At 50.2% G+C, this 22,735-nt stretch carries 21 protein-coding genes; 8 read left to right on the forward strand and 13 right to left on the reverse strand.

Annotated features, from left to right (window positions below; all coding sequences use genetic code 11):
- Positions 1-41: 41 nt before the first annotated feature.
- The 3 genes from ABXS70_RS23890 to ABXS70_RS23900 form a co-directional block, all read right to left on the reverse strand.
- Positions 42-1,328, reverse strand: coding sequence for a hypothetical protein (locus tag ABXS70_RS23890; protein WP_366291351.1), 1,287 nt, complete (start codon positions 1,326-1,328; stop codon positions 42-44).
- A 30-nt stretch (positions 1,329-1,358) separates the two neighbouring features.
- A complete protein-coding gene (locus ABXS70_RS23895; RefSeq protein ID WP_366291354.1) occupies positions 1,359-1,640 on the reverse strand; it encodes a hypothetical protein in 282 nt (93 codons plus the stop codon).
- Between the two features lie 532 nt (positions 1,641-2,172).
- Positions 2,173-3,429 carry a DUF445 domain-containing protein gene (locus ABXS70_RS23900; protein ID WP_342553917.1) on the reverse strand — a complete coding sequence of 419 codons (1,257 nt, stop codon included), beginning with the start codon at positions 3,427-3,429 and terminating at the stop codon, positions 2,173-2,175.
- Between the two features lie 389 nt (positions 3,430-3,818).
- Between ABXS70_RS23900 and ABXS70_RS23905 the strand changes: the two genes are divergently transcribed.
- From ABXS70_RS23905 to ABXS70_RS23915, 3 genes are all read left to right on the forward strand, one after another.
- Positions 3,819-4,646, forward strand: coding sequence for an aldo/keto reductase (locus ABXS70_RS23905; RefSeq protein ID WP_366291357.1), 828 nt, complete (start codon positions 3,819-3,821; stop codon positions 4,644-4,646).
- Between the two features lie 319 nt (positions 4,647-4,965).
- Entirely contained in the window at positions 4,966-5,475 is a 510-nt protein-coding gene (locus ABXS70_RS23910; RefSeq protein ID WP_366291360.1) for a sigma-70 family RNA polymerase sigma factor, read from the forward strand.
- A gap of 5 nt (positions 5,476-5,480) precedes the next feature.
- Positions 5,481-6,338 carry a hypothetical protein gene (locus ABXS70_RS23915; RefSeq protein ID WP_366291363.1) on the forward strand — a complete coding sequence of 286 codons (858 nt, stop codon included), beginning with the start codon at positions 5,481-5,483 and terminating at the stop codon, positions 6,336-6,338.
- Here the strand turns inward: ABXS70_RS23915 and ABXS70_RS23920 are convergent.
- A complete protein-coding gene (locus ABXS70_RS23920) occupies positions 6,299-6,469 on the reverse strand; it encodes a hypothetical protein (protein WP_366291366.1) in 171 nt (56 codons plus the stop codon). The genes ABXS70_RS23915 and ABXS70_RS23920 overlap by 40 nt on opposite strands.
- A gap of 11 nt (positions 6,470-6,480) precedes the next feature.
- The gene (locus ABXS70_RS23925; protein WP_342553915.1) at positions 6,481-6,939 is read right to left on the reverse strand and encodes a cupin domain-containing protein; all 459 of its coding nucleotides are present in this window, start codon (positions 6,937-6,939) and stop codon (positions 6,481-6,483) included.
- 257 nt (positions 6,940-7,196) lie between these two features.
- Between ABXS70_RS23925 and ABXS70_RS23930 the strand changes: the two genes are divergently transcribed.
- A complete protein-coding gene (locus ABXS70_RS23930; RefSeq protein WP_342553914.1) occupies positions 7,197-8,048 on the forward strand; it encodes an AraC family transcriptional regulator in 852 nt (283 codons plus the stop codon).
- A 186-nt stretch (positions 8,049-8,234) separates the two neighbouring features.
- Here the strand turns inward: ABXS70_RS23930 and ABXS70_RS23935 are convergent, their stop codons facing one another.
- Complete coding sequence (locus tag ABXS70_RS23935) at positions 8,235-9,848, reverse strand: glycoside hydrolase family 28 protein (protein WP_366291369.1); 1,614 nt, start codon at positions 9,846-9,848, stop codon at positions 8,235-8,237.
- Positions 9,849-10,332: 484 nt separating this feature from the next.
- Here ABXS70_RS23935 and ABXS70_RS23940 point away from each other — a divergent pair, with 484 nt between their 5' ends.
- The 4 genes from ABXS70_RS23940 (at position 10,333) to ABXS70_RS23955 (ending at position 13,809) form a co-directional block, all read left to right on the forward strand.
- The gene (locus ABXS70_RS23940) at positions 10,333-11,067 is read left to right on the forward strand and encodes an amino acid ABC transporter ATP-binding protein (protein ID WP_342553912.1); all 735 of its coding nucleotides are present in this window, start codon (positions 10,333-10,335) and stop codon (positions 11,065-11,067) included.
- 162 nt (positions 11,068-11,229) lie between these two features.
- On the forward strand, positions 11,230-12,066 hold the full coding sequence (locus ABXS70_RS23945; protein WP_342553911.1) for an ABC transporter substrate-binding protein: 837 nt from the start codon (positions 11,230-11,232) through the stop codon (positions 12,064-12,066).
- Positions 12,067-12,298: 232 nt separating this feature from the next.
- A complete protein-coding gene (locus ABXS70_RS23950) occupies positions 12,299-13,021 on the forward strand; it encodes an amino acid ABC transporter permease (RefSeq protein WP_342553910.1) in 723 nt (240 codons plus the stop codon).
- A 137-nt stretch (positions 13,022-13,158) separates the two neighbouring features.
- Positions 13,159-13,809, forward strand: a complete 651-nt coding sequence (locus ABXS70_RS23955) for an amino acid ABC transporter permease (RefSeq protein ID WP_342553909.1) — start codon at positions 13,159-13,161, stop codon at positions 13,807-13,809.
- Between the two features lie 211 nt (positions 13,810-14,020).
- Here ABXS70_RS23955 and ABXS70_RS23960 read toward each other — a convergent pair whose 3' ends face one another.
- The 7 genes from ABXS70_RS23960 to ABXS70_RS23990 all read right to left on the reverse strand — a co-directional run bounded on the left by ABXS70_RS23960 (position 14,021) and on the right by ABXS70_RS23990 (position 22,443).
- A complete protein-coding gene (locus tag ABXS70_RS23960; RefSeq protein WP_366291374.1) occupies positions 14,021-15,376 on the reverse strand; it encodes an FAD-dependent oxidoreductase in 1,356 nt (451 codons plus the stop codon).
- A 45-nt stretch (positions 15,377-15,421) separates the two neighbouring features.
- Positions 15,422-16,267, reverse strand: a complete 846-nt coding sequence (locus ABXS70_RS23965) for a carbohydrate ABC transporter permease (RefSeq protein WP_342556203.1) — start codon at positions 16,265-16,267, stop codon at positions 15,422-15,424.
- Entirely contained in the window at positions 16,260-17,174 is a 915-nt protein-coding gene (locus ABXS70_RS23970; protein ID WP_366291377.1) for a sugar ABC transporter permease, read from the reverse strand. Before ABXS70_RS23970 ends, ABXS70_RS23965 begins: the two co-directional genes overlap by 8 nt.
- The gene (locus ABXS70_RS23975) at positions 17,171-18,250 is read right to left on the reverse strand and encodes a hypothetical protein (RefSeq protein WP_366291380.1); all 1,080 of its coding nucleotides are present in this window, start codon (positions 18,248-18,250) and stop codon (positions 17,171-17,173) included. Before ABXS70_RS23975 ends, ABXS70_RS23970 begins: the two co-directional genes overlap by 4 nt.
- A 26-nt stretch (positions 18,251-18,276) precedes the next feature.
- Positions 18,277-19,572, reverse strand: coding sequence for a sugar ABC transporter substrate-binding protein (locus tag ABXS70_RS23980; protein ID WP_366291383.1), 1,296 nt, complete (start codon positions 19,570-19,572; stop codon positions 18,277-18,279).
- 145 nt (positions 19,573-19,717) lie between these two features.
- On the reverse strand, positions 19,718-20,494 hold the full coding sequence (locus ABXS70_RS23985) for a response regulator (protein WP_366291386.1): 777 nt from the start codon (positions 20,492-20,494) through the stop codon (positions 19,718-19,720).
- 5 nt (positions 20,495-20,499) lie between these two features.
- Positions 20,500-22,443 carry a sensor histidine kinase gene (locus tag ABXS70_RS23990; protein WP_366291389.1) on the reverse strand — a complete coding sequence of 648 codons (1,944 nt, stop codon included), beginning with the start codon at positions 22,441-22,443 and terminating at the stop codon, positions 20,500-20,502.
- Positions 22,444-22,735: the final 292 nt, after the last annotated feature.

The raw sequence follows: 22,735 nt of genomic DNA on the forward strand, positions 1-22,735 counted from the left end.
GCTTCACGTAGAATCTTCGTTTCTCGGGCCATTACCGGACACTAATTGAAATGAACCGGACTCTCATCCGCCTGCCGGAAAGCATCTGCCTTCTCATCAATAAAGGTCAGGAACTGGCTGGTATGCTTCATATGCCATGTGCTCAGCTCCTGGATGGATGCATCCAGCTGCGTTACAATCGGCTCCAGTCTGCGGCTTCGACTCGAATGTAAATACTGGGCCATTCGTGTCCGTACCTGATTCAGCTCGGCATTGCACTGCTGGGCATTTTGTTTCCAACGGGAGGCTACACTTTTCAGTTCCTCCGGCGTTACCTGAATCAGGCCGGATGCTGCTGAAGCGATTCCGCCCATTAGACCGCCTGTATAGGCTCCAAAATTTCGTGCAAAGGCTGAGAGGTCAGTTAAAACATTGGAGGGTTCACGAGGAGAAAAGTTGATTTTTTCTCCAGTGATCGAGTCATAGAGATCGTTAGAGACATACCCATTTTTAAACTGATACTGCTTCAAATCATGGTACTCTTTACCACCGAAGGTATTATTAAATTTGTCCATCATGCTCATGTTGTCATTCATATCTTTGTAATTGGAGTTGATATAATACATCGAACCCACATGCCGATCGTATCCACCAAAGAAGCCGCTTGCCACAAAATCGCCAGGATGCCCGAAATTGGTGATCTGCGAATCAAACCCGCCTTCCTCTGCCTTGCGTCTCAAGGCTGGAGTCAAGCTGGAGATGACAGAAGGCGCACTGAAGGTGACTGCTGTCAATCCTGTTGAAGCTGCCGCATACTGGGCATTTCCACCCCCAAGCGAATGGCCGGTCAATGAGAAATCCAGATCCTTGTATTTTTTTTGCATATTAGTCGCATAGTCTTCGGCTTCATACATCTGATTAGGTAAAGGATTCAATGTTTTGTCCAGCTGTTTATCTATTTCGCCTTTAAAATTCTCCACTGTAGTCAAGCCGGTGAAGTCCTTTACCTTTTGTATGCCATCGGCTAACCAATCCGGTCTTATGTCAGTTGTTTGATTGATTTTTCTCCCAAGTTCCGGTAGAGCAATCTGCCCATCCGCAAAATAATCCGGTCCGCTGCGGTCTATCGGAGCACTCCCTTCAGTTCCCCGGTAAGCAATGACTGCTTGTTTTGTCTCGGGATTGTAGAAGGTCACCGCATCAAAACCGGATTTTTTATTTCCATGAGTTTCCTCAAGCACCTTCCAGCCCGGAAGATTTGCGTATTCTGTGCCAGCTTTTGCATGCTCATAAGCGAGTTCAGACATCAAGCGGTACGTTTCATCATCAATTTCTGGCGCAGCAGCCATACTCTGTTCACCTCCCAAAAGTCAATTTATTCATTTTTCGTAAGGATCATATCCTTTTGCTGTAATGGCTTCCTTGATTGCAGGGCTCATTCCGAAATTTTTGATTTTCTTCTCGTTGTAATCATAGGAGATCGTAAATTCCTGATCTTTATGCTCGGCAACATGTCCCTCCATAGCAATGGAATCAAGCGCCATCTCAGGCAGCAGCTCCTTGCTCGTAATGACGACATCCAGTTCATATTTATCTTTAAAATAACTTGTGGCTTTCTTCTCCGCTTCTTGAAAATAAGCCTGTTTCTCGCTCTCCGTCATGTTCTGACACCCCCCCAGCACAAATATAGCGAAAATCATTATTACCACTAGGCCAATTTTATGATGTACCCGCTGCACACAGCTCACCTCTTTCAGATGAATCAAACCATTCAAAAGTTCTCATGCACATGTATCCTTTCGTCTCACGAAGTCGCCTATTTCTTCAGTTACCTGAATCATAGTACAAAATCAACATTAGGCACATCGGCTATCAGGAGCGTTTTCATGAAACTTTTTTCCTAGATGATTCATCCCTATATCTGGGTGTATATTACCCACTTCCCGGACCGCTGTATCAACCAATCTCTAACTTTTTTCATCTTAAAACAAAAAAACTTCCTCCCTGGCTCCATTGGAAGCCATGAAAAAAGTCTTATTCAATAACATAGTTCCTCTTATCCACTGAGACCACAGCCATACACAATCTATATCGATTGAGAAGCTTACCCGGTGGGCTTGAGATCAATATAAAAAGAGCCTGCTCTGCACAAGAGCGGCTCTTCCCACAGTCAGATTGACCTGCCTTTTCCCGTTATTCAAGGACCATCCGCAGCGCGGTCAGCAGTACCCCGATGATAAATCCGGTCACCGCACCGTTAATTCGAATCCACTGCAGATCCTGACCCACCTTGTCTTCAATCAGCGAGATGAGTGAAGCATTATCCATTTTATCTACATTTTCGCGCACAAGGTTACCGATTTTGGAATGGTTTTTCTCCAGCAGTGTGGTGACACCTTCCACGATCTTGGCATTCATACTTGTCATTAACGCTTCATCTGAGCGCAGATCAGCCAGAACCTTTTCAATGGCAGGCAGCGCATACGTGTCCACATAACGTCCATCCTCCATTGCCACCAGCGCTTTATCCCGCAGCTCCGTGAGCTTGTTCAGCACCGTCTCCTCGGCGTCCCAGCCCTCCAGCAGCTTGTTCTTCCAGCCGTTCAGGCCATCCTGCACGGCTTCACTCACTGCCAGGCGCAGTGCCTGAGTACGCAGCATGTGAAGTACTTTGTAACGCAGCGCGCTGCCCTCTCTCTTCATATCCTCTACCCGGTCAAAAAGGTATCCTTGAATAATGCCGCCGAGACGGTCCTCATTCATATAACCCATGAACGCGTTCATCGCAAACTGCATGAGTCCATTCATCTGGATACCGCTAATTGCTTTCATGCCGCTTTCACCCAGTAACAGAATGGTCTCCGGTTTCACCAGCCACTCTTCCGCTTCTTTTAACGCATAATCCAAGGCCTGCGCATCATACCCTCGCTCCGTCACCTGCACAGCGGCCCGCTCCAGGATCGGCCCCAGATCAAATGCACCTGCCTGGGATTTGATCTCTTTGGCAGCAATCGGAGCAATCTGTTCCAAAGGCAGCCCTGCCAAAATGCGTTTGCACAGCGTATCAATCATCGTTTTGATACCATCACTATGCAGTTCCCGGCCCAGTGTATCCAGTACGGTCTCCGCTGCTTTGAAGCCGGCAATTTTCTCGGTAATACTGTCCTTGTTCAACAGATTATTCTCGACAGCAGATACCAGTCCTTCCGTCATCTTGTCCCGGTTCTTCGGCAGCAATGCCGTATGGGGGATGGGTATGCCAAGCGGATGCCGGAAAAGCGCAGTCACCGCGAACCAGTCCGCAAGTCCGCCCACCAGCCCTGCTTCAAAGGAACCTACCAGCAGCTTGCCTACCGGAACCCCCTGGAATGGCAGTGACGCCGCGAAACCCGCTCCCATAATTACAAGAGACCAGGCTGCTGCCGTTTTGGTTTGTTTAGGTTTAGCCATAATTATTCTGCTCCTTTATCGTTAATCGCACGGCTCTGATTGTCATTCGAAATAACCGCGCTTCAGTTGGTTAAGATTATGTAGAACATACTGCCCCGAGGTTTAGACCGGTTTCCCGGCTCAGCCCTCCATAGAGCATTTTTTTCGATATGTTACGTTCGTTTTTTGTATACTTCATCTTATCACCCACAAGCGGTAAAACCAAACCTGTGCCTGCCGAAAAAGGATAAAACAGGGGCTTCTCGCGCGCAAACTTCTCCATGCTGATTCAAAGAGAGCTCATCTTTAGTATAATAAAGACGGACAGCCTGTCTCTACCCGATTGGCTGCCCCACTGCAGGGTAATAAGTTAATGTTAAAGTGAAGAATCAGAGGAGGAATGACAGATCATGAAACACGTTCAGGACACAACAACACTCTACAACGGCGTCAAGATGCCATGGCTCGGGTTTGGCGTATTCAAAGTGAAGGACGGAGATGAGGTGGTAGATGCCGTCAAAACCGCGATACAGGCCGGGTACCGCAGCATTGATACCGCCAAAGCATATAACAACGAATCGGGTGTCGCTCAAGGCATTCGTGAGTCTGGCATAGCCCGTGAGGATCTGTTTATTACAACCAAGGTATGGAACAGTGATCAGGGGTATGAGAGTACACTCGCCGCCTTCGAAGAAAGCATGAAACGTTTGGACCTTGAATATCTCGATCTCTATCTGATCCACTGGCCGGTCAAAGGCAAATACAAAGACACCTGGAGAGCGATGGAGAAACTCCATAAGGAAGGCCGCATCCGCGCCATCGGTGTAAGCAACTTCCAGATCCATCATCTGGAAGACCTTATGATGGATGCTGCCGTGAAACCTGCGGTCAATCAGGTCGAGCTTCACCCGCTCCTGACCCAGACAGAGCTGCGTAATTACTGCAGCAAACACGAGATTCAGATTGAAGCCTGGTCTCCGCTTGGACAAGGCAATCTCATGGATCATCCTCTACTCCAAGACATTGCTGCCAAATACGGCAAGTCTCCCGCACAAGTCATTTTGCGCTGGGATCTGCAGAACGGCATCGTGACGATACCGAAATCGGTAACCCCTGAGCGCATTCGTGCCAATACCGAGCTGTATGACTTCGAGCTAACCGCTGAGGAAATCGAACAAATCAACGGCCTGAACGAAGATAAGCGTTTCGGTTCCGATCCGGACAATTTTAATTTTTAAATCATGATAATTAGAATAATCCATCTGCATACAGACCCTATACAATTCAATGACACCTGCCTTCGTTTCTGGAAGGGCGGGTGTTTTTTTGTATTGTAACGATCCCGTTATAGAAAAACCCTTTGGGGAGAAGAATGAACGCATAACCTCAGACCATAACCCAAGTTGAGCGGGGATTACATATTTTTTTTCAGGCTTAGAACTATTTTGTCTGTTCATCAGTCTAACGAGTGTCAAACAGCTCAAGCACTCTATAACATCCGGGCCTGGAATACACGGGGACTTGAATATTATTTAGATTTATCAGGGGGGAACAAGATTGATTAGACTGAACAGCAGAAAAACAAAGGAAGAACAGTTCAGCGAAAAAATAACTACAATTCAAAACAAATTATACAGACTGGCCTACTGCTATGTTAAAAATGAACAAGAAGCGCTGGACATCGTATCCGAAGCGACCTACAAAGGCTATATCGCCTATGGCAGGATGGACTCCATGACCTATTTTGATTCCTGGATGTCCCGAATTGTGATCAACACATCCATTGACCATATTCGGCGCAGCCAGCGAGTAACTTACATGGAAGATCATGCGCAGGAATTCGCTGCTCCAGAACGAGGAGCCTCCGCGGAAGAGAAGATGGATCTGTATGATGCAATCGATCGGCTCGTTCCCGAAGATCGAGCCTATATTATATTAAAGTTTTTCGGTAATATGAGCTTCCGGGAAATCGCTGAAGTGCTTTCCTTATCGGAGAATACCGTTAAGTCAAGATTCTATCGGATTATCAATAAATTAAAAATGGATTTAATCGAAGGAGAGGTCTGAAGATTATGACAAGTAAAGAACGTTACGAAAACATTGAAATTCCTGCTCAACTTACAGATGTTATTCGTCAAGCCCAGCAAAAGGCTGCCGCTCGCAAAAGCTCATCCCGCATCATTCGCTCCGTTTCTGCTCTGGCGGCTTGTGCCGCTTTTCTGTTCATCGTCAACATTCCCGCTGTCGCAAACGCCATGGTTAAAATACCTGTAGTCGGAACCATTGTTCAGGTACTTCAATTCGGCGGCGGTGATGGTGGCCAGATTACTGACGGAGTTACCGTGGGTTCAGAAACAGCCGAAGATACACTCAGAATTAATTTCAGCACAGACGAACAGGGTCATACGAATGATGTGCCTTATTATAAAGTAGTACACAAAGAAGCACCTAATCGTCTGATTTTCACCTTTGATGGTACTCGTTACATGGATATAGACAAAGTCAAAGCTGACTTCGTGACTCAGCCTTTGGTGAACGATGTTTATGGCTCCATGATTCTGGACGACTCATCCGTTGGATTCGTTGTTGTTTTAAAAGAAGGGGTGCAGCATTCCGTCACGGAATTCAAGAACCCTGGGTATCTGGAAGTGAAACTGTCTTCTGACGGCAAACCGATCACGCCTCGGAAAGTATACTCCCTCCGCACAGAACCCATGCCTTATGGAGAATCGATGGGGATATTGAAAGAGTCCTATCCGGAAGAGGATATTACATTCCTCAGAACGTCCAATGATGAGTTTACGGCTGTTATTGGAGAATACTCTACCGCGGCAGAAGCTGAACTCAAGCTTAAAGAACTCGCTCAGCTGCCTGATTACAATAACGATTTCTATGTGGACAGCTGGATGAGTAACGAGAATCCGAAGTGAGCAGCATTCGCCAGCTGGCCCACTGCCCCTTTCACAATGAACATCGTGGCGATATACGAGCCATAAATAGGAGCAGCGCAAAAATCCCGATCCAGATGCCGAACATCTGGATCGGGATTTCTATTCAGCATGCTGCGTAAGCTTATCCTTTGGATACCAGCTTGAAATCATCAAAGTGGAACCCTGGCGCGACCACACAGGTCACCAGCACCGGCTCATCACCTAGTGGACGTGCCGTCTGCCATACCCCTGCCGGAACAAGCACCTGTGGCGATTGCCCTGCAGCGATATCCATACCGAGAATCAGCACTTCTTCGTTCTCCGGATTATCGCCATTACCGCCAAGCTTCAGCTCGATAGGACTGCCGCTGTGCCACAGCCACAGCTCATCCGAAAGCACCGTATGCCACTCGGAGACTTCGTGAGCATGCAGCAGGAAATAGGTCGAACTTGCCGAGAAACGCGGGCCCGAATATGCATCTGGCAGAACGGACTGCGGAATCTGATACGATGCCTTCCATACTTCTTTATACCAACCACCTTCAACGTGAGGCTGCATATCCAGCGCAGCAACGAGCGGTGATAATTCATGTGTTGTCATATCGTGTTTCCTTCCTTCCAACTCAATTTCGGAGACGCTCCCGAACCGGAGCCTGACCTCGCTCTCCCTACTCTAAAACAACATTACCAATTTGTCACCTTGACAATTGGTAATATTCATTACTTCTCACCTTTTTAAGGAATACTTTTCTGGACCAAAAACTGATTCCACTCATAATGATAGCGTTTACAAATTTGTTAACTTTCCGTTATGATATGGATATCAACGCGAAGCCTGGAGTAGAGAGGAGCTGCATAATGAGTCTCATCGAAGATCGGATTGGTCCGAAGTATCGAATTGGCGAGCACGCCTTTACCATTGAACATATGCGAAGACATGACGGAAGCGCGATGCCGCAGCCTCATGCTCATCCCTTTTACGAATTGTATTACCTGCTCGAAGGTGAACGGGTATACTCCATGAATGGACAGATACTACCTGCCCGTAAAGGCGATCTTGTTCTCATCAACCCGCATGATGTACACACAACATCCAAAGGCAGTAAACCCGGCTTCGAACGAATTCTTATTGGTTTCTCGCCTGCTTTTGCTACAGGTATGGAGCTGGGTATTTGCGGTCTGCTGCCATTTGAATGCTCCAGCCTGCTTCGCCTTCCCGAGTCCGAACAACCCGAGATCGAACGTCTACTATGGCAGATGCTGCAGGAATGCAAAGATCGGCGTCCTCACTATGAGATCGCTGTACGCAGTCTGCTGGCACAGCTTCTCATTCGAATCCACCGGGTGCAGGAGGTTATCCGGGAGTCTAATCCGGGTTCATTACACCCGATGCAGGACAAGATTAGCGAGATTGTAACGTATGTAAATAAACATTATACGGAACCGCTCACCTTGGAAGGTGCGGCAGCCCGTTTTTATATCAGTCCTTCCTATCTGAGCCGAATGTTCAGCAGGCTTACTGGATTTCGCTTCAGCGAATACCTGCGTGTCGTCCGGGTTCGAGAGGCTCAGCGAAGACTGCTGTCGACACAAGAACGTGTCCAATTGATCGCAGAGAAAGTAGGATTCGAGCATACCGCTCATTTTAACAAAACCTTCAAACAGGTCACCGGCACGACGCCGCTGCGCTACCGCAAAGAACATCGGTGAGAGCAGGTACTGCTCTGCTCCGCCCTGCATCTTTTATAAAAAAACCGAGTAGGCAGCCGTGCTCCAGTATATGCGCCTTCTTTTTATAGGAATTACAAACCCTGCTGTAAAGAAAACTTCATTTACTGGACGTCCGGCTGCATTACTGCGATTTAAAATTCTTGATTCATCTAACTTGGCTGGCCGTTATCTGCGAATAATGACGCCATTTCTAACTTCGGGACCAACAGAAATCTGCCGGCCTCTGGTATCTGCATCCGTTTCCCGGCATACAATCCCCGCGGATTCCAGTCCAGTGACCATAAGCATCTTCCCGTCTGCTCCCCTGCCTTCAATGCCCTCCAGTGCTGCACCTTTGCAATTGTGGAGATGAATCAGCGGGCCTTCCGTGATTCGTGCCTGCAGCCCCGTAATCTGCAGGTGTTTCGCCTGAGCACACTGAATTCCTGTGCGCGCTTCTACGCTGTACCGCTCAATACTCACGCTGTCCAGAGGCATCTCCGGCAGACCGCTGACCAACAAAGCTGTATCCGCACCCGCACAGACCACATCCGAAATACGGATATCCCGGAACACCGGCGTTTCTTCGCTGATGTCCTTCGCCAGATCCCCACCGCGAGCAGAACCCTCCTGATTGGCATAGAAAAAAGAAAACGAGATTGCCTCCATAATGATGTCCTTCATGTAAATACGCTCAATCTGAATATCTTCAACAACACCCCCGCGTCCACGTGCACTTTTGAAACGCAGACCGATATCCGTACCAATGAATGTGCAGTCCGTTACACGTACATGCCGTACACCGCCCGACATCTCACTTCCAATAACGAAGCCGCCATGACCGTGGTATACAGTGCAGTCCCGGATTGTAACGTATTCTGATGGCAGCCCCAGTTCGCGCCCCTCGGCATCTTTGCCTGATTTCATACAGATCGCATCATCCCCAACATCGAATACACTCTGTTCTACCAGAACATGACGGCATGACTCGATATCAAGCCCATCTCCATTTTGGGAGAACCATGGGTTACGTACGCTGACATGACGTATAGTCACATGCTCGCATGCCCAAGGATGAAGGTTCCAGGCTGGCGAGTTCTGGAATGTAGGCCCCTCCAGCAGTACCCGCTTGCATCGGCGCAGGCTGACCATATTCGGCCGCAGGAAATCCCGGATGTCTTCATAAGCGGCGATGTCCCCTACGTTTTCGCGGTGGAGCTTCTCGGCAATGGTCCCGCCATCACGTGCAGACTGAGAAGGCCACCAGATCTGTTCGTCTGCACCAGACGTTTCCACAACACCGCCTGAAGCAAGCATTCGCTTCCACTGGCCAGCCGTCATTTTGGAACGTTTGACCGGACGCCAGGCTTCCCCTCCGCCATCCCAGATCCCTTCTCCCGTTATCGCAATATCTTCGAGCCCGTCTGCATCAATGGGTGATTGGCACCGTACGACCTGCCAGCCCTCGAAGCTTGAAGCAATGAGCGGATACTGGTCAAATTCCCGACTGAAGGTTACCAGCGCGCCGCCCTTCACATGCAGTTCAATCCGACTCCGCAGCACAATAGGCCCTGTGAGCCATACCCCAGCGGGAATGACGATTTTCCCGCCGCCTTCGTCTGCACATGCCGCAATAGCCAGCCGGAATGCCTCTGTATTATCCGTAACGCCATCTCCGACAGCACCGTACTCGGTAATGAGATATTCACGCTCAGGAATAGCAGGCAGATCCACTTCGTAAGCTTGAAGATCCGCTGTACTGCCTGCCCCTCCGGACAATGGGGAGTGATATATATTCATGGTTTGGAATCATCCTCTCTACTGTAATCAAGGTGTCTGACAGGTACCATTTTTTTGTACTTTCATGCGCCTGCATCACATATGTTCAAACGAATTCCCTTGCTCCATCATATCAACGGCACTATGGTGCCGGGTTGAGCTTTTTTGCCATGTACAGGGTGAACTTGATGTTATTTGTTATGTATATTCCTTATCCGGTTTATGAAAACAGGATATCAATTCCAGTATACAGCACACATCAATTCCAATGATTGTAAATAAACTAGGAATATCGATTCATTTTTCTGTCAGGATTCGTCACAAGCCCTCTATCTATATAACACATATATAACGCATTTACTGGCTATAGCCCTATATAATCTATTACTTATGTCATGTTTTATTACAGACTAATTGCTATTAGCAGGATGACTATGTATGATTAAATAACTACTTTGCAATATTACCTTATTATTCCTTTTATTTTCCGTCGCAGAAAGGGTGTATGTTCTTGATTGAATTTAAAAGTGTCCAAAAGCATTTCGGTCATTTCCATGTCCTCAAGGATATTCATCTTCGCATCGAAGAAGGGGAAGTTGTCGTTATTGTCGGCCCCTCAGGCTCTGGCAAAAGCACACTGCTCCGCTGTATTAACCGTCTGGAAACGATCAGCGAAGGCGAACTCATTGTCAGCGGCATCCCGCTGCATCAGAAAAAGGTGGACATCAACCTCTTCCGCCGCGACATCGGCATGGTTTTCCAACATTTCAATCTGTATCCTCACAAAAAAGTCATCGATAACATTACCCTTGCACCCATGAAGGTGCGCAAGCAACCCAAAGCCCAAGCGGCAGCAACAGCAATGAAATACCTGGAACGTGTCGGCATTGCCGATAAGGCGGACAGCTACCCTTCCCAATTGTCCGGTGGACAGCAGCAGCGTGTAGCGATTGCGAGAGGACTCGCGATGGAACCGAAGATTATGCTTTTTGACGAACCTACGTCTGCCCTTGATCCCGAGATGATCGGGGAGGTCCTCGATGTAATGCGCTCCCTGGCACATAACGGCATGACCATGGTTGTGGTTACCCATGAGATGGGTTTTGCCCGCGAAGTGGCAGACCGGGTCATTTTCATGGACGAGGGCCGGATTGTAGAAGAGGCACCCGCCGCAGCGTTTTTTGACAACCCCCGAGAGGAAAGGGCGCAGCAGTTTCTCAGCCGCCTGATCCATCACTAGCTCACGCTCCTTCATGAGATTCGAAAGACACTCACACTACAACTACCAAGAAGCAATAGACACCAGAGAACCTGGCTCTCGCAATGAGAACAATTATTCCGTATCGGCATATCCGTCATCATTCTTTTATGCGCAGTCCAATTTCGAAAGGGGTCTTAATTGATGAAAAATATAATGAAGTGGCCGTCTTTGACGTTAATGTTGGTACTAATACTGTCCCTTGTATTGTCCGGCTGTAACACGGGTACAGATACACCCTCAGCGAGCGGCGGAGGCGATGCAGAAGCGAAAGGAACGATTGAGCAGATCAAGGAACGCGGCAAGCTGGTCGCTGGTGTGAAATACGATACCAAACTGTTCGGGCTCAAAGACCCGTCGAGCGGGAATGTGGAAGGCTTTGATGTCGACATAGCCAAAGCGATCGCCAAGCAGATTCTTGGAGATGAGACGAAGGTCGAACTGAAAGAAGTCACCTCCAAGACACGGATTCCGATGCTGCAGAATGGGGATATCGATATCATCATCGCCACGATGACCATTACAGATGAGCGTAAGGAGCAGGTAGATTTCAGTGATGTATATTTTGAGGCAGGTCAGTCCCTGCTGGTGAAAAGCGACAGTGCCATCACCGGGCTGGACAGCCTCGATGGCGTGAAAGTACTGGCTGTGAAAGGCTCCACGTCGGCACAGAATATACGCGAGAAGGCACCGAAGGCCGAGGTGCTGGAGTTTGATAATTATCAGGATGCATTTACGGCACTGAAAGCAGGCAAAGGGGAAGCTCTGACTACCGACAACATCATTCTCATCGGCATGCAGCAGACGGACAACAACTACAAGCTGGTTGGCGGTAACTTTACAAGCGAACCTTATGGCATGGCCATTCGCAAAGGAGACACGGCTTTTGTAGAAGAAGTGAACAAGGTGCTGAAAAGCCTGAAAGACAGCGGTGAGTACGACACCCTGCACGAGAAATGGCTGGGAAGCAAGCCTGAATAACATTTAGAGCGAATCTGCTGATGTGATGCATATCGTGCAGGCCTTCGCTGGCCAAGCTGCATGCTATGCATCTGGCAACGATGCAGCATTTGCCGATCTACTCAACAGATCATGGTGCATATGGTGATCTGCATAACATGTATTGTAAGCATCTGCTGTATGTGAGAGGTATGCATGCAGCGGATGCGTCTGCTGTTTTATTTTCACACCTGGAGAACGGGGGCACTTGTATATGGGCACATTGGATTTCAGCGTACTGTTCAGGCACTCGGACCGGTTCATTGAAGGATTCCTGAATACAATTCAAGTGAGCGTGGTAGCTCTGATTGGCAGCTTTGTGCTGGGAGCCATTCTTGCGATCTTTCGAATCTCTCCAGTCAAACCGTTAAACTGGTTCGGAACGGCCTTTGTTGAGTTTATCCGCAATATTCCACTGCTGCTGGTTGTGTTTTTTTTCTATCTTGGACTGCCTGCACTCGGTATTTCTCTGGACGGATTTATATCAGGCACTCTGGGGCTGACCATCTACACGGCCGTTTTCATCGCGGAAGCCATTCGGGCAGGGATTCAGACCGTACCTCGCGGACAGCTGGAAGCCGCACGATCCTCCGGGCTGTCCTATGTACAGGCCATGAACCTGGTCATTCTGCCGCAGGCCATCAAAATTGTGCTGCCCTCCATCGGCAACCAGTTTATTAATCTGGTCAAAAACTCATCCATCCTGGCAGTGGTAGCCGGAATGGACTTGATGTATTTTGCAGACATTGTAAACTCGGATACCTTCCAGCCGCTAAGTGTATACACCATTGTTGCACTATTCTATTTGACGCTAACCTTACCACTCAGCTTTCTGGTGCACTATATGGAACGCAGGTTTGGACAGAGTGATGCCGAGGCACGCAAACCTAAAGGAAAACCGAAAAAAAACAAACCCGCTGGGCAGGTTACGATGTAGTGCGGAATTTGAGATGGGTTTTGGGCTTACGATAGGCTCGAGAAGGATTTGAGTCTGAGTTTGAGCTTGGGCTTGGGTTTGGGTTTGGGTTTGCAAACATTGAACATATACTGCTCACCGAAGGAGGCATCGGATGTATGGACTTTAGCGGGGCCTATGAATGGCCTAACCTTCGTTTCCTGCTGCAAGGATTTTGGGTAACCCTGCAGGTTGCGGGCTTATCCATTGTGTTCAGCTTTGTGCTGGGTACGCTGCTCGGTACAATACGATTCACACGAGTTCCCGTCCTCTCACAGATTGTGGCGGTCATCGTAGATACCATTCGTAACCTGCCGCTGCTGCTCATCATCTTTTTTATTCATATCGTGCTGCCGCAGCTCGGCATTAAAATGCCCGCCTTCTGGTCTACGGTCGTGGGTCTGAGCCTCTTTGAGGGCGCCATGATTGCAGAAATTGTGCGCAGCGGTCTTAAATCTGTGGAGCGCGGCCAAGTGGAAGCTGCTCGCTCTTCGGGCCTCAGCTACATGCAGACGCTCGGCGGCATCATTATGCCGCAAGCACTGCGCCGCATGTCTCCGCCCATGGTCAGCCAGTTCATCTCTCTGCTGAAGGATACGTCACTGGCAATCATCATCTCTCTGCCGGAGCTGATGCGTAATGTACAGATCCTTGGCGGGCAGAGCTTCGATTACATTATCCCGGCGCTGCTTCTGGCAGCAGTCCTGTATTTCATCATCAACTACTCCCTCTCCATCGTTGCAAGAAAGCTTGAGGCACGCATGAATTAAGAAGGGACTGCATCGCAGAACTGGCACTTTTCGAGGATCGTTCACTCTTGATGCGCTGCTCGAATTGGAACTTCCCGAGGCTCAGCTGTATAAACCCAACGACTCCATAATAAAAAGCTCCACTCTCACATATTTCGTGGGATTGGAGCTTTTTAGTTCTAATAGTTCTAACGCTCCCTAGGAACCCTGCTGCTCACAACCCACTCTTCTCTCAGATTGCTGCACCATTCCGACGCAGCTCGGCCTGCAGCAGCGGTACGGGCAGTTTCTCCGGGTCAAGCTTCAGCTTTACCGCCAAAGCCGCTGCTGTCCCGGCAGCCTCTCCCGTTGCCATGCAGCTCGGGGTTAGTCTGGTCGTGGCGTGGGCCTCATGTGTGGTTGAGATACACCGCCCGGCTGCCAGCAGATTGCAAATATTACGCGAGACAAGACAGCGATAAGGAATATCGTACGCTCCATCTCCTTTAATAAAAGCAGCCGTCACTCCCTGACCGGAGGGATCATGAATATCGATTGGATAACCGCTTCTGGCAATCACATCTTCGAAGCTCCGCCCTGCAACGACATCCTCTTGAGTGAGCGCATAGTATCCAATTATACGTCTGGATTCACGAATACCGATCTGCGGTGCTACTGCCGAGATGGAAGCCCGTTCGAAGCCTGGTACGTCACGCCGCAGAAACTCGGCAATCATCAGCACCTGCTTCCGTCCTTCCTGTTCTGCAGTCGTTAAATCTACAGCATTTGTGGCATCATACCCCTGCACCCGAGTGCAGTTAATCAGCACCTCATCTTCCGCCGGTCCGGTAAAAAACAACACCTGATCACGCTGAATCGGCACCGCCGCTCTCTTCCAGTGTGAGTAGAAGCCGCTCACGCCCGTTAATGGAATCGTGTCCAGTTCGGCAAAGGGCGTTTTCTCATAAAATTCATCCGGGTGCGCCTGCATATACTGCTTCACACGCCCAAGGTCCACGCCGCGCATGCGGAATTTCATCGTCATGGGCTGGGACTGACTATCCGCTTCCCTTCCCTTCGCTACAGCAGCCCCAGCCAGATAAGCCGCATCGGCATCTCCGCTTGCATCAACAAATACTTCCGCTTGAATCTCGAGCTGACCGGATTTGTTCGTAACTCGCACAGCTTCTACACGACCGTCTACTGCAATAACACCATCCACAAAACTATGCAGTAAAAGCCGGACTCCCGCCTCCTGCAGCATCTCTGCCGCAACCACTTGGTAGACCGCCGGATCGTATGGTGTCACGCTGTGCACAAAACCAACGGTATCACGCAGATGCCCCGGTGAGCCGCCGCATGTCTGCAGACGGTCTACAATCTCCTGTGCAATCCCCCGAATGACCTGTTCGCCCTGCTCGGTATGAAACGTCATCCACGGATACACCATAGCGGCCGTTGACATCCCGCCAACGAATCCGTAGCGTTCCACCAGCACTACACGGGCACCCTGGCGTCCTGCTGCGATAGCTGCTGCAATCCCCGCAGGGCCGCCTCCAATGATAACGACGTCCGCCGATTCCCTCTCCACATGTTTATGTTCACTCATACGTTACCTCCCCTTCCATGTGATCCACTGCCTTTCCTATCCTGATTACTCTTTCAATCCCGTCATCGCTACACCCTCGATAAATCGCCGCTGCGCCAGGAAAAAAACAATCAATAGCGGCACCGTTGCCATGACGGTCGCACTCATCAGATACTGCCAGGCTGTACCTACTTCATCGGTGAACAGGGACAATCCCAGCGGCAGTGTCATCAGCTCTCTCGAATTAATGAAAATCAACGGATCAAAGAACTCGTTCCAACTTGTCACAAATGTAAAAATCGTCAGGGTTGCCATGCCCGGCTTTGCAAGAGGCAGCATAATCTGCCAATAGATTCGAAATCGGCTGCAGCCGTCAATCATTGCCGCTTCCTCCAGCTCGGAGGGGACCGTAATGAAGAACTGCCGCATCACAAAGATGCCAAACACACCGCCCGCGCCAAAGATCGGCAGCAGAATCAACGGAAGATGCGTATCAATCCATCCCAGCTGTCTCATAAACAAGAACATCGGAATCGCCGTCACCTCATGGGGGATCATCATCGCACTCAGCAGCATAAGAAAGACCACATTCCGTCCCTTGAACGGAATCTTGGCAAAGGCATACCCTGCAAGAGAAGCAAAAAACACCGTCCCCAGCACTACCAGCGCAGAGATGTAAACACTATTCCCGTAAAAACGGTGAAACGGAATCAAGCGAAACACATCGATATAATTCTGAAATTGTACTTGGTCCGGTATCCACTGCGGCGGATAGGTAAATATGCTTTGCGGTTCTTTCAAAGAAGTCGAGACCATCCAGAGCAGCGGAACAATCATGATTAACGAAACTACGGTCAGCACGAAATATGTGCCCGCAGCGGCGCCGAACCTCCGGCCGTTCAAACTAGGCATCGCCTTCACCAAATACCCACCTCTTTCGAAGCTGCCACTGCAGCAGCGTTAGAATCAGTACAATCAGGAACAGCACATAGGCAAGAGACGAGGCATAGCCGAACTGAAACAGCTTGAATGCCTTTTCCCAGATGTAATAGACCAACACCTTCGTGCTGCTGCTTGGCCCGCCTTGGGTCATGACATAGATCTGTCCGAATACTTTGAGTGATCCAATCACGGTCATCACCACGGTTAGAAATACAGTCGGCGTAATCATAGGTAATGTGACGTTGAAAAAAGAAGCCCTTTTGCCTGCCCCATCAAGTGTCGCCGCCTCATATAAGGAACGAGGCACTTGCTGTAATGCTGCAATGAACAGCACCATGTTCAGCCCGACATTTTTCAGCACACTGGTCACAATGACCGCAGGCATCGCCAGATTGGGATCATACAGCCAAGCTGGTCCCTTAATACCGATCATCAGCAGCAGCTGATTGATTAATCCTGACTCTGTCGCGTACATCAGCTTCCACACAATCGCCCAGACAATCAACGAAGTCATGACCGGCACAAAAATGGCTGTTCTAAAAATGCCGATCCCCCGAATGCTCTTGGACAACAGCAGGGCAAGCAGCAGGGCGAGTACAATATTCAGCGGCACCAGACCTGCGGTAAAATAAATCGTATTACCGAGCACTTCCCAGAACATGCTGTCCGTCATAATATCCCGGTAATTGTCCAGTCCGATAAAATGATGGTCTCCCAGCAGCGGCCAATCCGTCAGGCTCATGTATAACGCCAGGCCCATCGGAAACAGCAGCAGCAGGGTAAATCCCAGCACCATAGGTGAAATAAACAACCAGCCAGCAATCTGCGCCTCTCTTGCGAGCGGTCCGCCGCGTCTCCGCTTGTTGGCGCGGCTCACGACCCGTCCCTCCCCGCCAAACGATCCATTGCATTACGAAAATTACTGACTGCTCTGCGCAGCTGATCCTCCGTTTTACCTGTAACGATTGCGCCGAGCATTATCGCCTTGACGCCGCTGTGGTGCAGCACCGGAATATCCTCCGGCACCAGCTTGCGCTGGGAAGGAACCAGTACCGGAATTCCGGCCTGCTGGACCAGCCGCCGGTAGTGAAGTACGTCCGCGAAGCTTAGCGGGGTGCCGTATTCTTTTCCGGGTACAATGGAAGCCTCCAGCGCAGTAAAACCAAAGTGTGCAGCCCCAGCCACCAGAGACGGATCATACTCATCGTTAATCGCAAACGTAGATGCCAGCCCCAGATTAAGCAGCATAAAAGAAGGCAGATGATGCGCGTAGATCGAGTAAAAATCAAATCCCATACCCGCTAGGCGCTCCACATCCTCTCTTCGTGTTCCTTCGATGCTGCCGGATGGCACAACACCTAACGGCCCTCCGAACTCCGAGCGGATCGCGTCAAACACCTCGGTGTATTCATCCAGTGGACCAAAATGGCTGCCGCTGGCGCGGTGTCCGACATTATAGTGCACCTTCAGCGCATCGGCACCTTCCTCCTTGGCCGCCCGTGCCAAGGCAGGATCGTTTGCAGGCAGACTGACGATGAGCGACAGCGGTTTTTGATCCAGCAAAGCCTGCAGCCGATCCATCTTCAGCACGTCCTGCTTATCCCAAAGCTGATCGACCTGCTGTGAATGCTGCACCTTGTGCACTCCCTGCAGCTGCTGCACATCATGCAGCTTCTTTGTCTGCTCGGACTGCTCGGATCTCTGTTCGTTGTGCATTCCCTGTAACTGACGCATCTCCTGTGCCTGCTCCGTATGGTGCACATCGCTCGGGTGCTGTCTCGGCTGTATCCGCTCCGGCTGCTGCTCGGACCCCTGTTCGCTGCGCACTTCATGCAGCTGCTGCATCTCCTGTGCCTGCCCCGTATTCTGTATATTGTTCAGCTGCTGTACTCGCTGCGTCTGCTCGGACTGCTCGGACTTCTGCTCCTTCTGTACCTTCTTCATGTGGTCCACCTGTTTCATCCTCCTTTCGCTGCTCTTCAGGGCTGCAGTATGGGTTGTACTTCCGTCTGCATTTGCTTTAAATTATCCTCGGCAGCCGCTGTACGGGCGAACAAACGGTCAAATCCCTGCAGCACCGCATTATCAATATCCTGCCAGCGAATATGTCCTGGAATCAGGCGCGCTTTGGGCATTTCATTAATGACCGCCTGCTCGATATGCTCTCTGCTCGGGTTGTTTGGCTGCTCGATGAAGGCGTCCGAGTTCAGCACCGAAGTACGCGCAGGCACAAAATACGTCGCGGTGGCCTGAGTCCCTTGTTCACTGGCAAAATACTTCAGCAGCTTCTTCGTTTCCTCCGGATGTTTGCTGTCGTTAAACATGGCATAACCCGCCTGCCCCAGCATCGGTACGCTGCCCTGTGAACCGGACGGCATAGGGGCAATGCTCCATTCAAAATCCTTGATCTCCCTCGCTTTGGACACATAGCTGTAGTTATCGAAGAACATGCCCACATTGCCTGCATCGAAGCTCACCTGCTCGCCCGCTTTCGGGTGAGATTCGTCGGTAAACATCATGCGCTCCAGCATCGCGAAGGTCTGCACACCGTACTGATCATTCCAGGTAAACGCTGTCATATCTTCGTTGAACGGCCCGCTTCCATTAGACCAGGAGTACGAGGAAAGCACCGCCCAAGTCTTCCAGTCGCGAAAAAAGTTAGCCCCATAGATGCGATTCGCCGCATCTTTGCTGGTGATGGCTTTGGCAGATGCCTCGAACTGTTCCCACGTCCACTCCCCTTTGGCAGCCAGCGTGTTTGGATCGGTCAGCCCGGCTTTGTCGAAGAGCGTTTTATTATAAAACATCACCACCGGCGGTGTAGAAAACGGCAGGCCTAACAGTTGATCTCCCTCACGGAAGAGATCAAGCGTGCTGGGAATGTAATCATCCAGCTTAAATTGTGCATCATCCTTGAACGCCGACAGGTCGGCCAGGATCTGGTTGGACTTGAACTGCGGTATCATTCGTTCCGATACCCAGGCCAGATCAGGCAGCGAGCCCCCTGCGGCAAGCACCGATATTTTCTGCTGATAATCGGCAAATGGCACCGATTCCATCGTTACCTTGATGCCCGGGTTCTCTTTGGTGAAGCCATCAATCAGCTTGTTGTACACATCAATGTGTGCCTGATTCCCCCACATCATGAACTTCAGCTCTACCTTGTCGTTCTCTCCACCAGAGGCGTTAGAATCCCGGCCCGTATTGGTGCTTGTGCACCCGATTAGAGCTGTGATCATAAACGCGAGAACCAGCATCAGTCCTGCCTTTTTCATAGAAATCCCCCTTATGGACGTTATGGTATTCCTGTGCCACCTCAGTATATCGAAAGCGATGCTTGCTCCTAAATCACGTCAGTTTCAGAAATGGTACGGAATTTTAAGAGGTTTTGTGTCGCTCTAGCCCTGCCCTCTGTTCTCACTAATCCCCACGCTGCACACCATATCCGTCACGGTATTCCCCCGCCGTACACCCTGCCTGCTGCTTAAACACCAGCATAAAATGTTTGGGGCTCTGATACCCGGATAACCGGGCAACGTCATAGATTTTGAGCCCGGTGTTGACCAGCAGCCATTTGGCCCGTTCCATGCGGGCCTCCGCGATATAATCGGAGTAGTTGATGCCTGTCTCGGTTTTGAACAACTGGCTCAGATAGGTCGGGTTCAGGTTGACCAGTGCAGCAACCGTCTGGAGCCGCAGGTCACCATCCGGATGCTGGTGGATATGTTCCTTCACACTGCGAATAATTTTACGCGGCTCCCCATGATCCAGCTCTGCTGCGCCAGTAGGTTCTGAAACAGGAAGTGTGGAGCGGCCGAATCTGCGGTCCAGCAGCGATTGCATTTTTTGCAGACATTTCACCAGTTCATGACGCTCTATGGGCTTCAGCAGATAGCTCAGCACCCCGTGCTCCATCGCCCGGCGTGCATATTCAAATTCACCGTATCCGCTAATAATGAGCATCAGCAGTTCGGGGTACATCTCTCTGGCCAGCGAAACGAGCGTTAACCCATCCATCTCACGCATGCGGATATCTGTGATTAATACATCCGGCACTTCACAGCGCAGCACCTCCAGTGCCTCGGCTCCGCTCGCCGCTTCCCCCACCACCTGAAACTGAGGGGATGCCTGTACAATCAACTCTCGCAACCCCTGACGAATCACCGTTTCATCCTCCACAAGCAGCACTTTATACATGCGTATCAATCCCCTTTCGGTTGAAGGTGAATGGATAAGGTAACAACCAGCCCCTGTCCAGGACTGCCATCAACACTTAGCCCGCTGTCTTTTCCATATACCAGATGCAGCCTTTGGGCGATATTGTGCAGCCCCAGACTCTCCCCGGCATGACGATGCAGAATGGGATTAGCAGGTGGGTGCACGGTTTGTCCGGAAATCGTCTGTCCAGAGATAGAAGCATTTAACCGATCCAGCTCCTCCTGTTCCATTCCTTTGCCGTTGTCCCGTACACTGATGAGCAGTTCCTGATCAAATAAAACGGCAGATACCCAGATTATGCCCCCCGTGCTGCCGCCTGCTAGACTTCCTTCGATCCCATGGCAGATCGCATTTTCCACCAGCGGCTGCAGGATCAGCTTGGGAACAGGACAGTCGTTAACTTCTTCCTCAATGTCATAAATAATCTCCAGTTCACCGTTATAACGCACCTGTTGAATTCGCACATAAGCATCGACAAACGCCAGCTCTTCCCGCAACGTCACCATGCGATCTGCCTTATCAATGGTGTATCGCAGCAGCCTGCCAAGCGCTGTCACCATTGCAGATACTTCGGCATGCCTCTGACGGACAGCCATCATGTTGATCGACTCCAATGTGTTGTATATAAAATGAGGATTCATCTGGCTCTGCAGCGCCGACAGTTCTGCTTCCCGTTCCTGAATTTCGAGTACATACACCTCATGAAACAGGCGATGAATCTCCTCCATCATGCGGTTAAATCCCCGGCTGATCTGTCCTAGTTCATCACTGCTGTAATGGGTAACCCGCTGGCTGAAATCACCCTGCTCCACACGAATCATATGGTGTTTCAACCGAATAAGCGGACGAGTGACCCTATAAGATACCAGTACGGCGAGGATTGCTACAGCCGCCATACAGAGGAGGGCAAGTCCCATCGTAAACGTAAGCATTTCCCCCGACTCCTTTTGAATGACCGTAATTGGCGTCAGGCTGATTACAGACAACCCGGAATATCCTGAATGATGCCTGACATGGAGGTAGGAACGTCCATTCAGTTCTATCTTCTGATTCTCTGCATAATCGCGAATTTCCCCGTGGGATAACAGCGGTTCATAAGCGGACAACCCATCCGTAGACGTCTTTTCATAAACCAGACGCTGCTGGCTGTCCACGATCATCAGACTTGCCTTTTGCTCGAAATTCAGGTTAGACAGCAGCTGCCCAAAGGCCTCCAGACGGATATCAACCAAAATGTACCCCAACCGCTGGAGCGTCCCCGGATCACGCAGCTCTCTGCCCACCGTAATATAGGATGCTTCCTGACCGCTTACATAGTAGCCGGGAACATGCGGGGGGAGCAGACGCCATGTGCCTTCTGTGCCTTTCAGTTCAGTAAACCACTGCTCCCGGCTGCCGTCCCAGACAGGCTTGACCGCAAGGGAGTCCAGATTGGAGAACAGAATGCCGCTGTTGCTGATCAGATGAATGCCCCGAATCTCCGGCCGATCATAAGCTTGAGCCGAGGTGTACAGTTTCATTTTCTGATAATCATCCGACCTCGCCCACGTTCCCGAACCCATCGGTCCATCGTACTCACGCAGGATGCCAAGCACCATCTGGTCATAGAGCGGCAGGAGCGACAAGCGCTCGAAGTCCTTCAGCATCCGGTTGAGATTCATGTTAATCTGTCGCACCATATCAATGGTGAACTGCTCGGTCTTGCGGTCCAGCGTCTGCGAAAAATGGGCAACGTTCATCACCCCCTGCAGACTGAGCGGCAAGAGTGTCAATACCAGAAAGAGCAGCAGCAGCTTAGTGCGCAGATTAATGCTTTTTCGCAGCGAACGGAAACTACTGAAACCCCGGATTGAAACCAGATCACGCATAGAATGAATGCCCTGTGCGCAGCTGCGTACGGCGTCTCTCACCCTTCCTATCATTTTCATGCCCTCCTCCTTGGTTAAATCATTGTATGAGACCTCCCCACAGGTATAGTTCAACCCGCTTCTATCATCAGAAATTCAGGAATGAATTGAGGTCATCATATCCAGTTTAGAGGCACGGCGGCTATCCCGTAAGGTATGGATTCGGTACGAAATTTCAAGGGGAAACTGCTTCGGAGGCAGTTAGAAACTTGTTCGAGGGGGCTTTGGAGTGAGTTTGAGACAGCACCAAAAAGCCGACTGCATCACGGCAGCCGACTTCCTTTAAGTACATCCCTATTCGTGCAGCCTAACT

Origin of the sequence: Paenibacillus sp. AN1007, from assembly GCF_040702995.1 — a bacterium.
Classification (GTDB): domain Bacteria; phylum Bacillota; class Bacilli; order Paenibacillales; family Paenibacillaceae; genus Paenibacillus.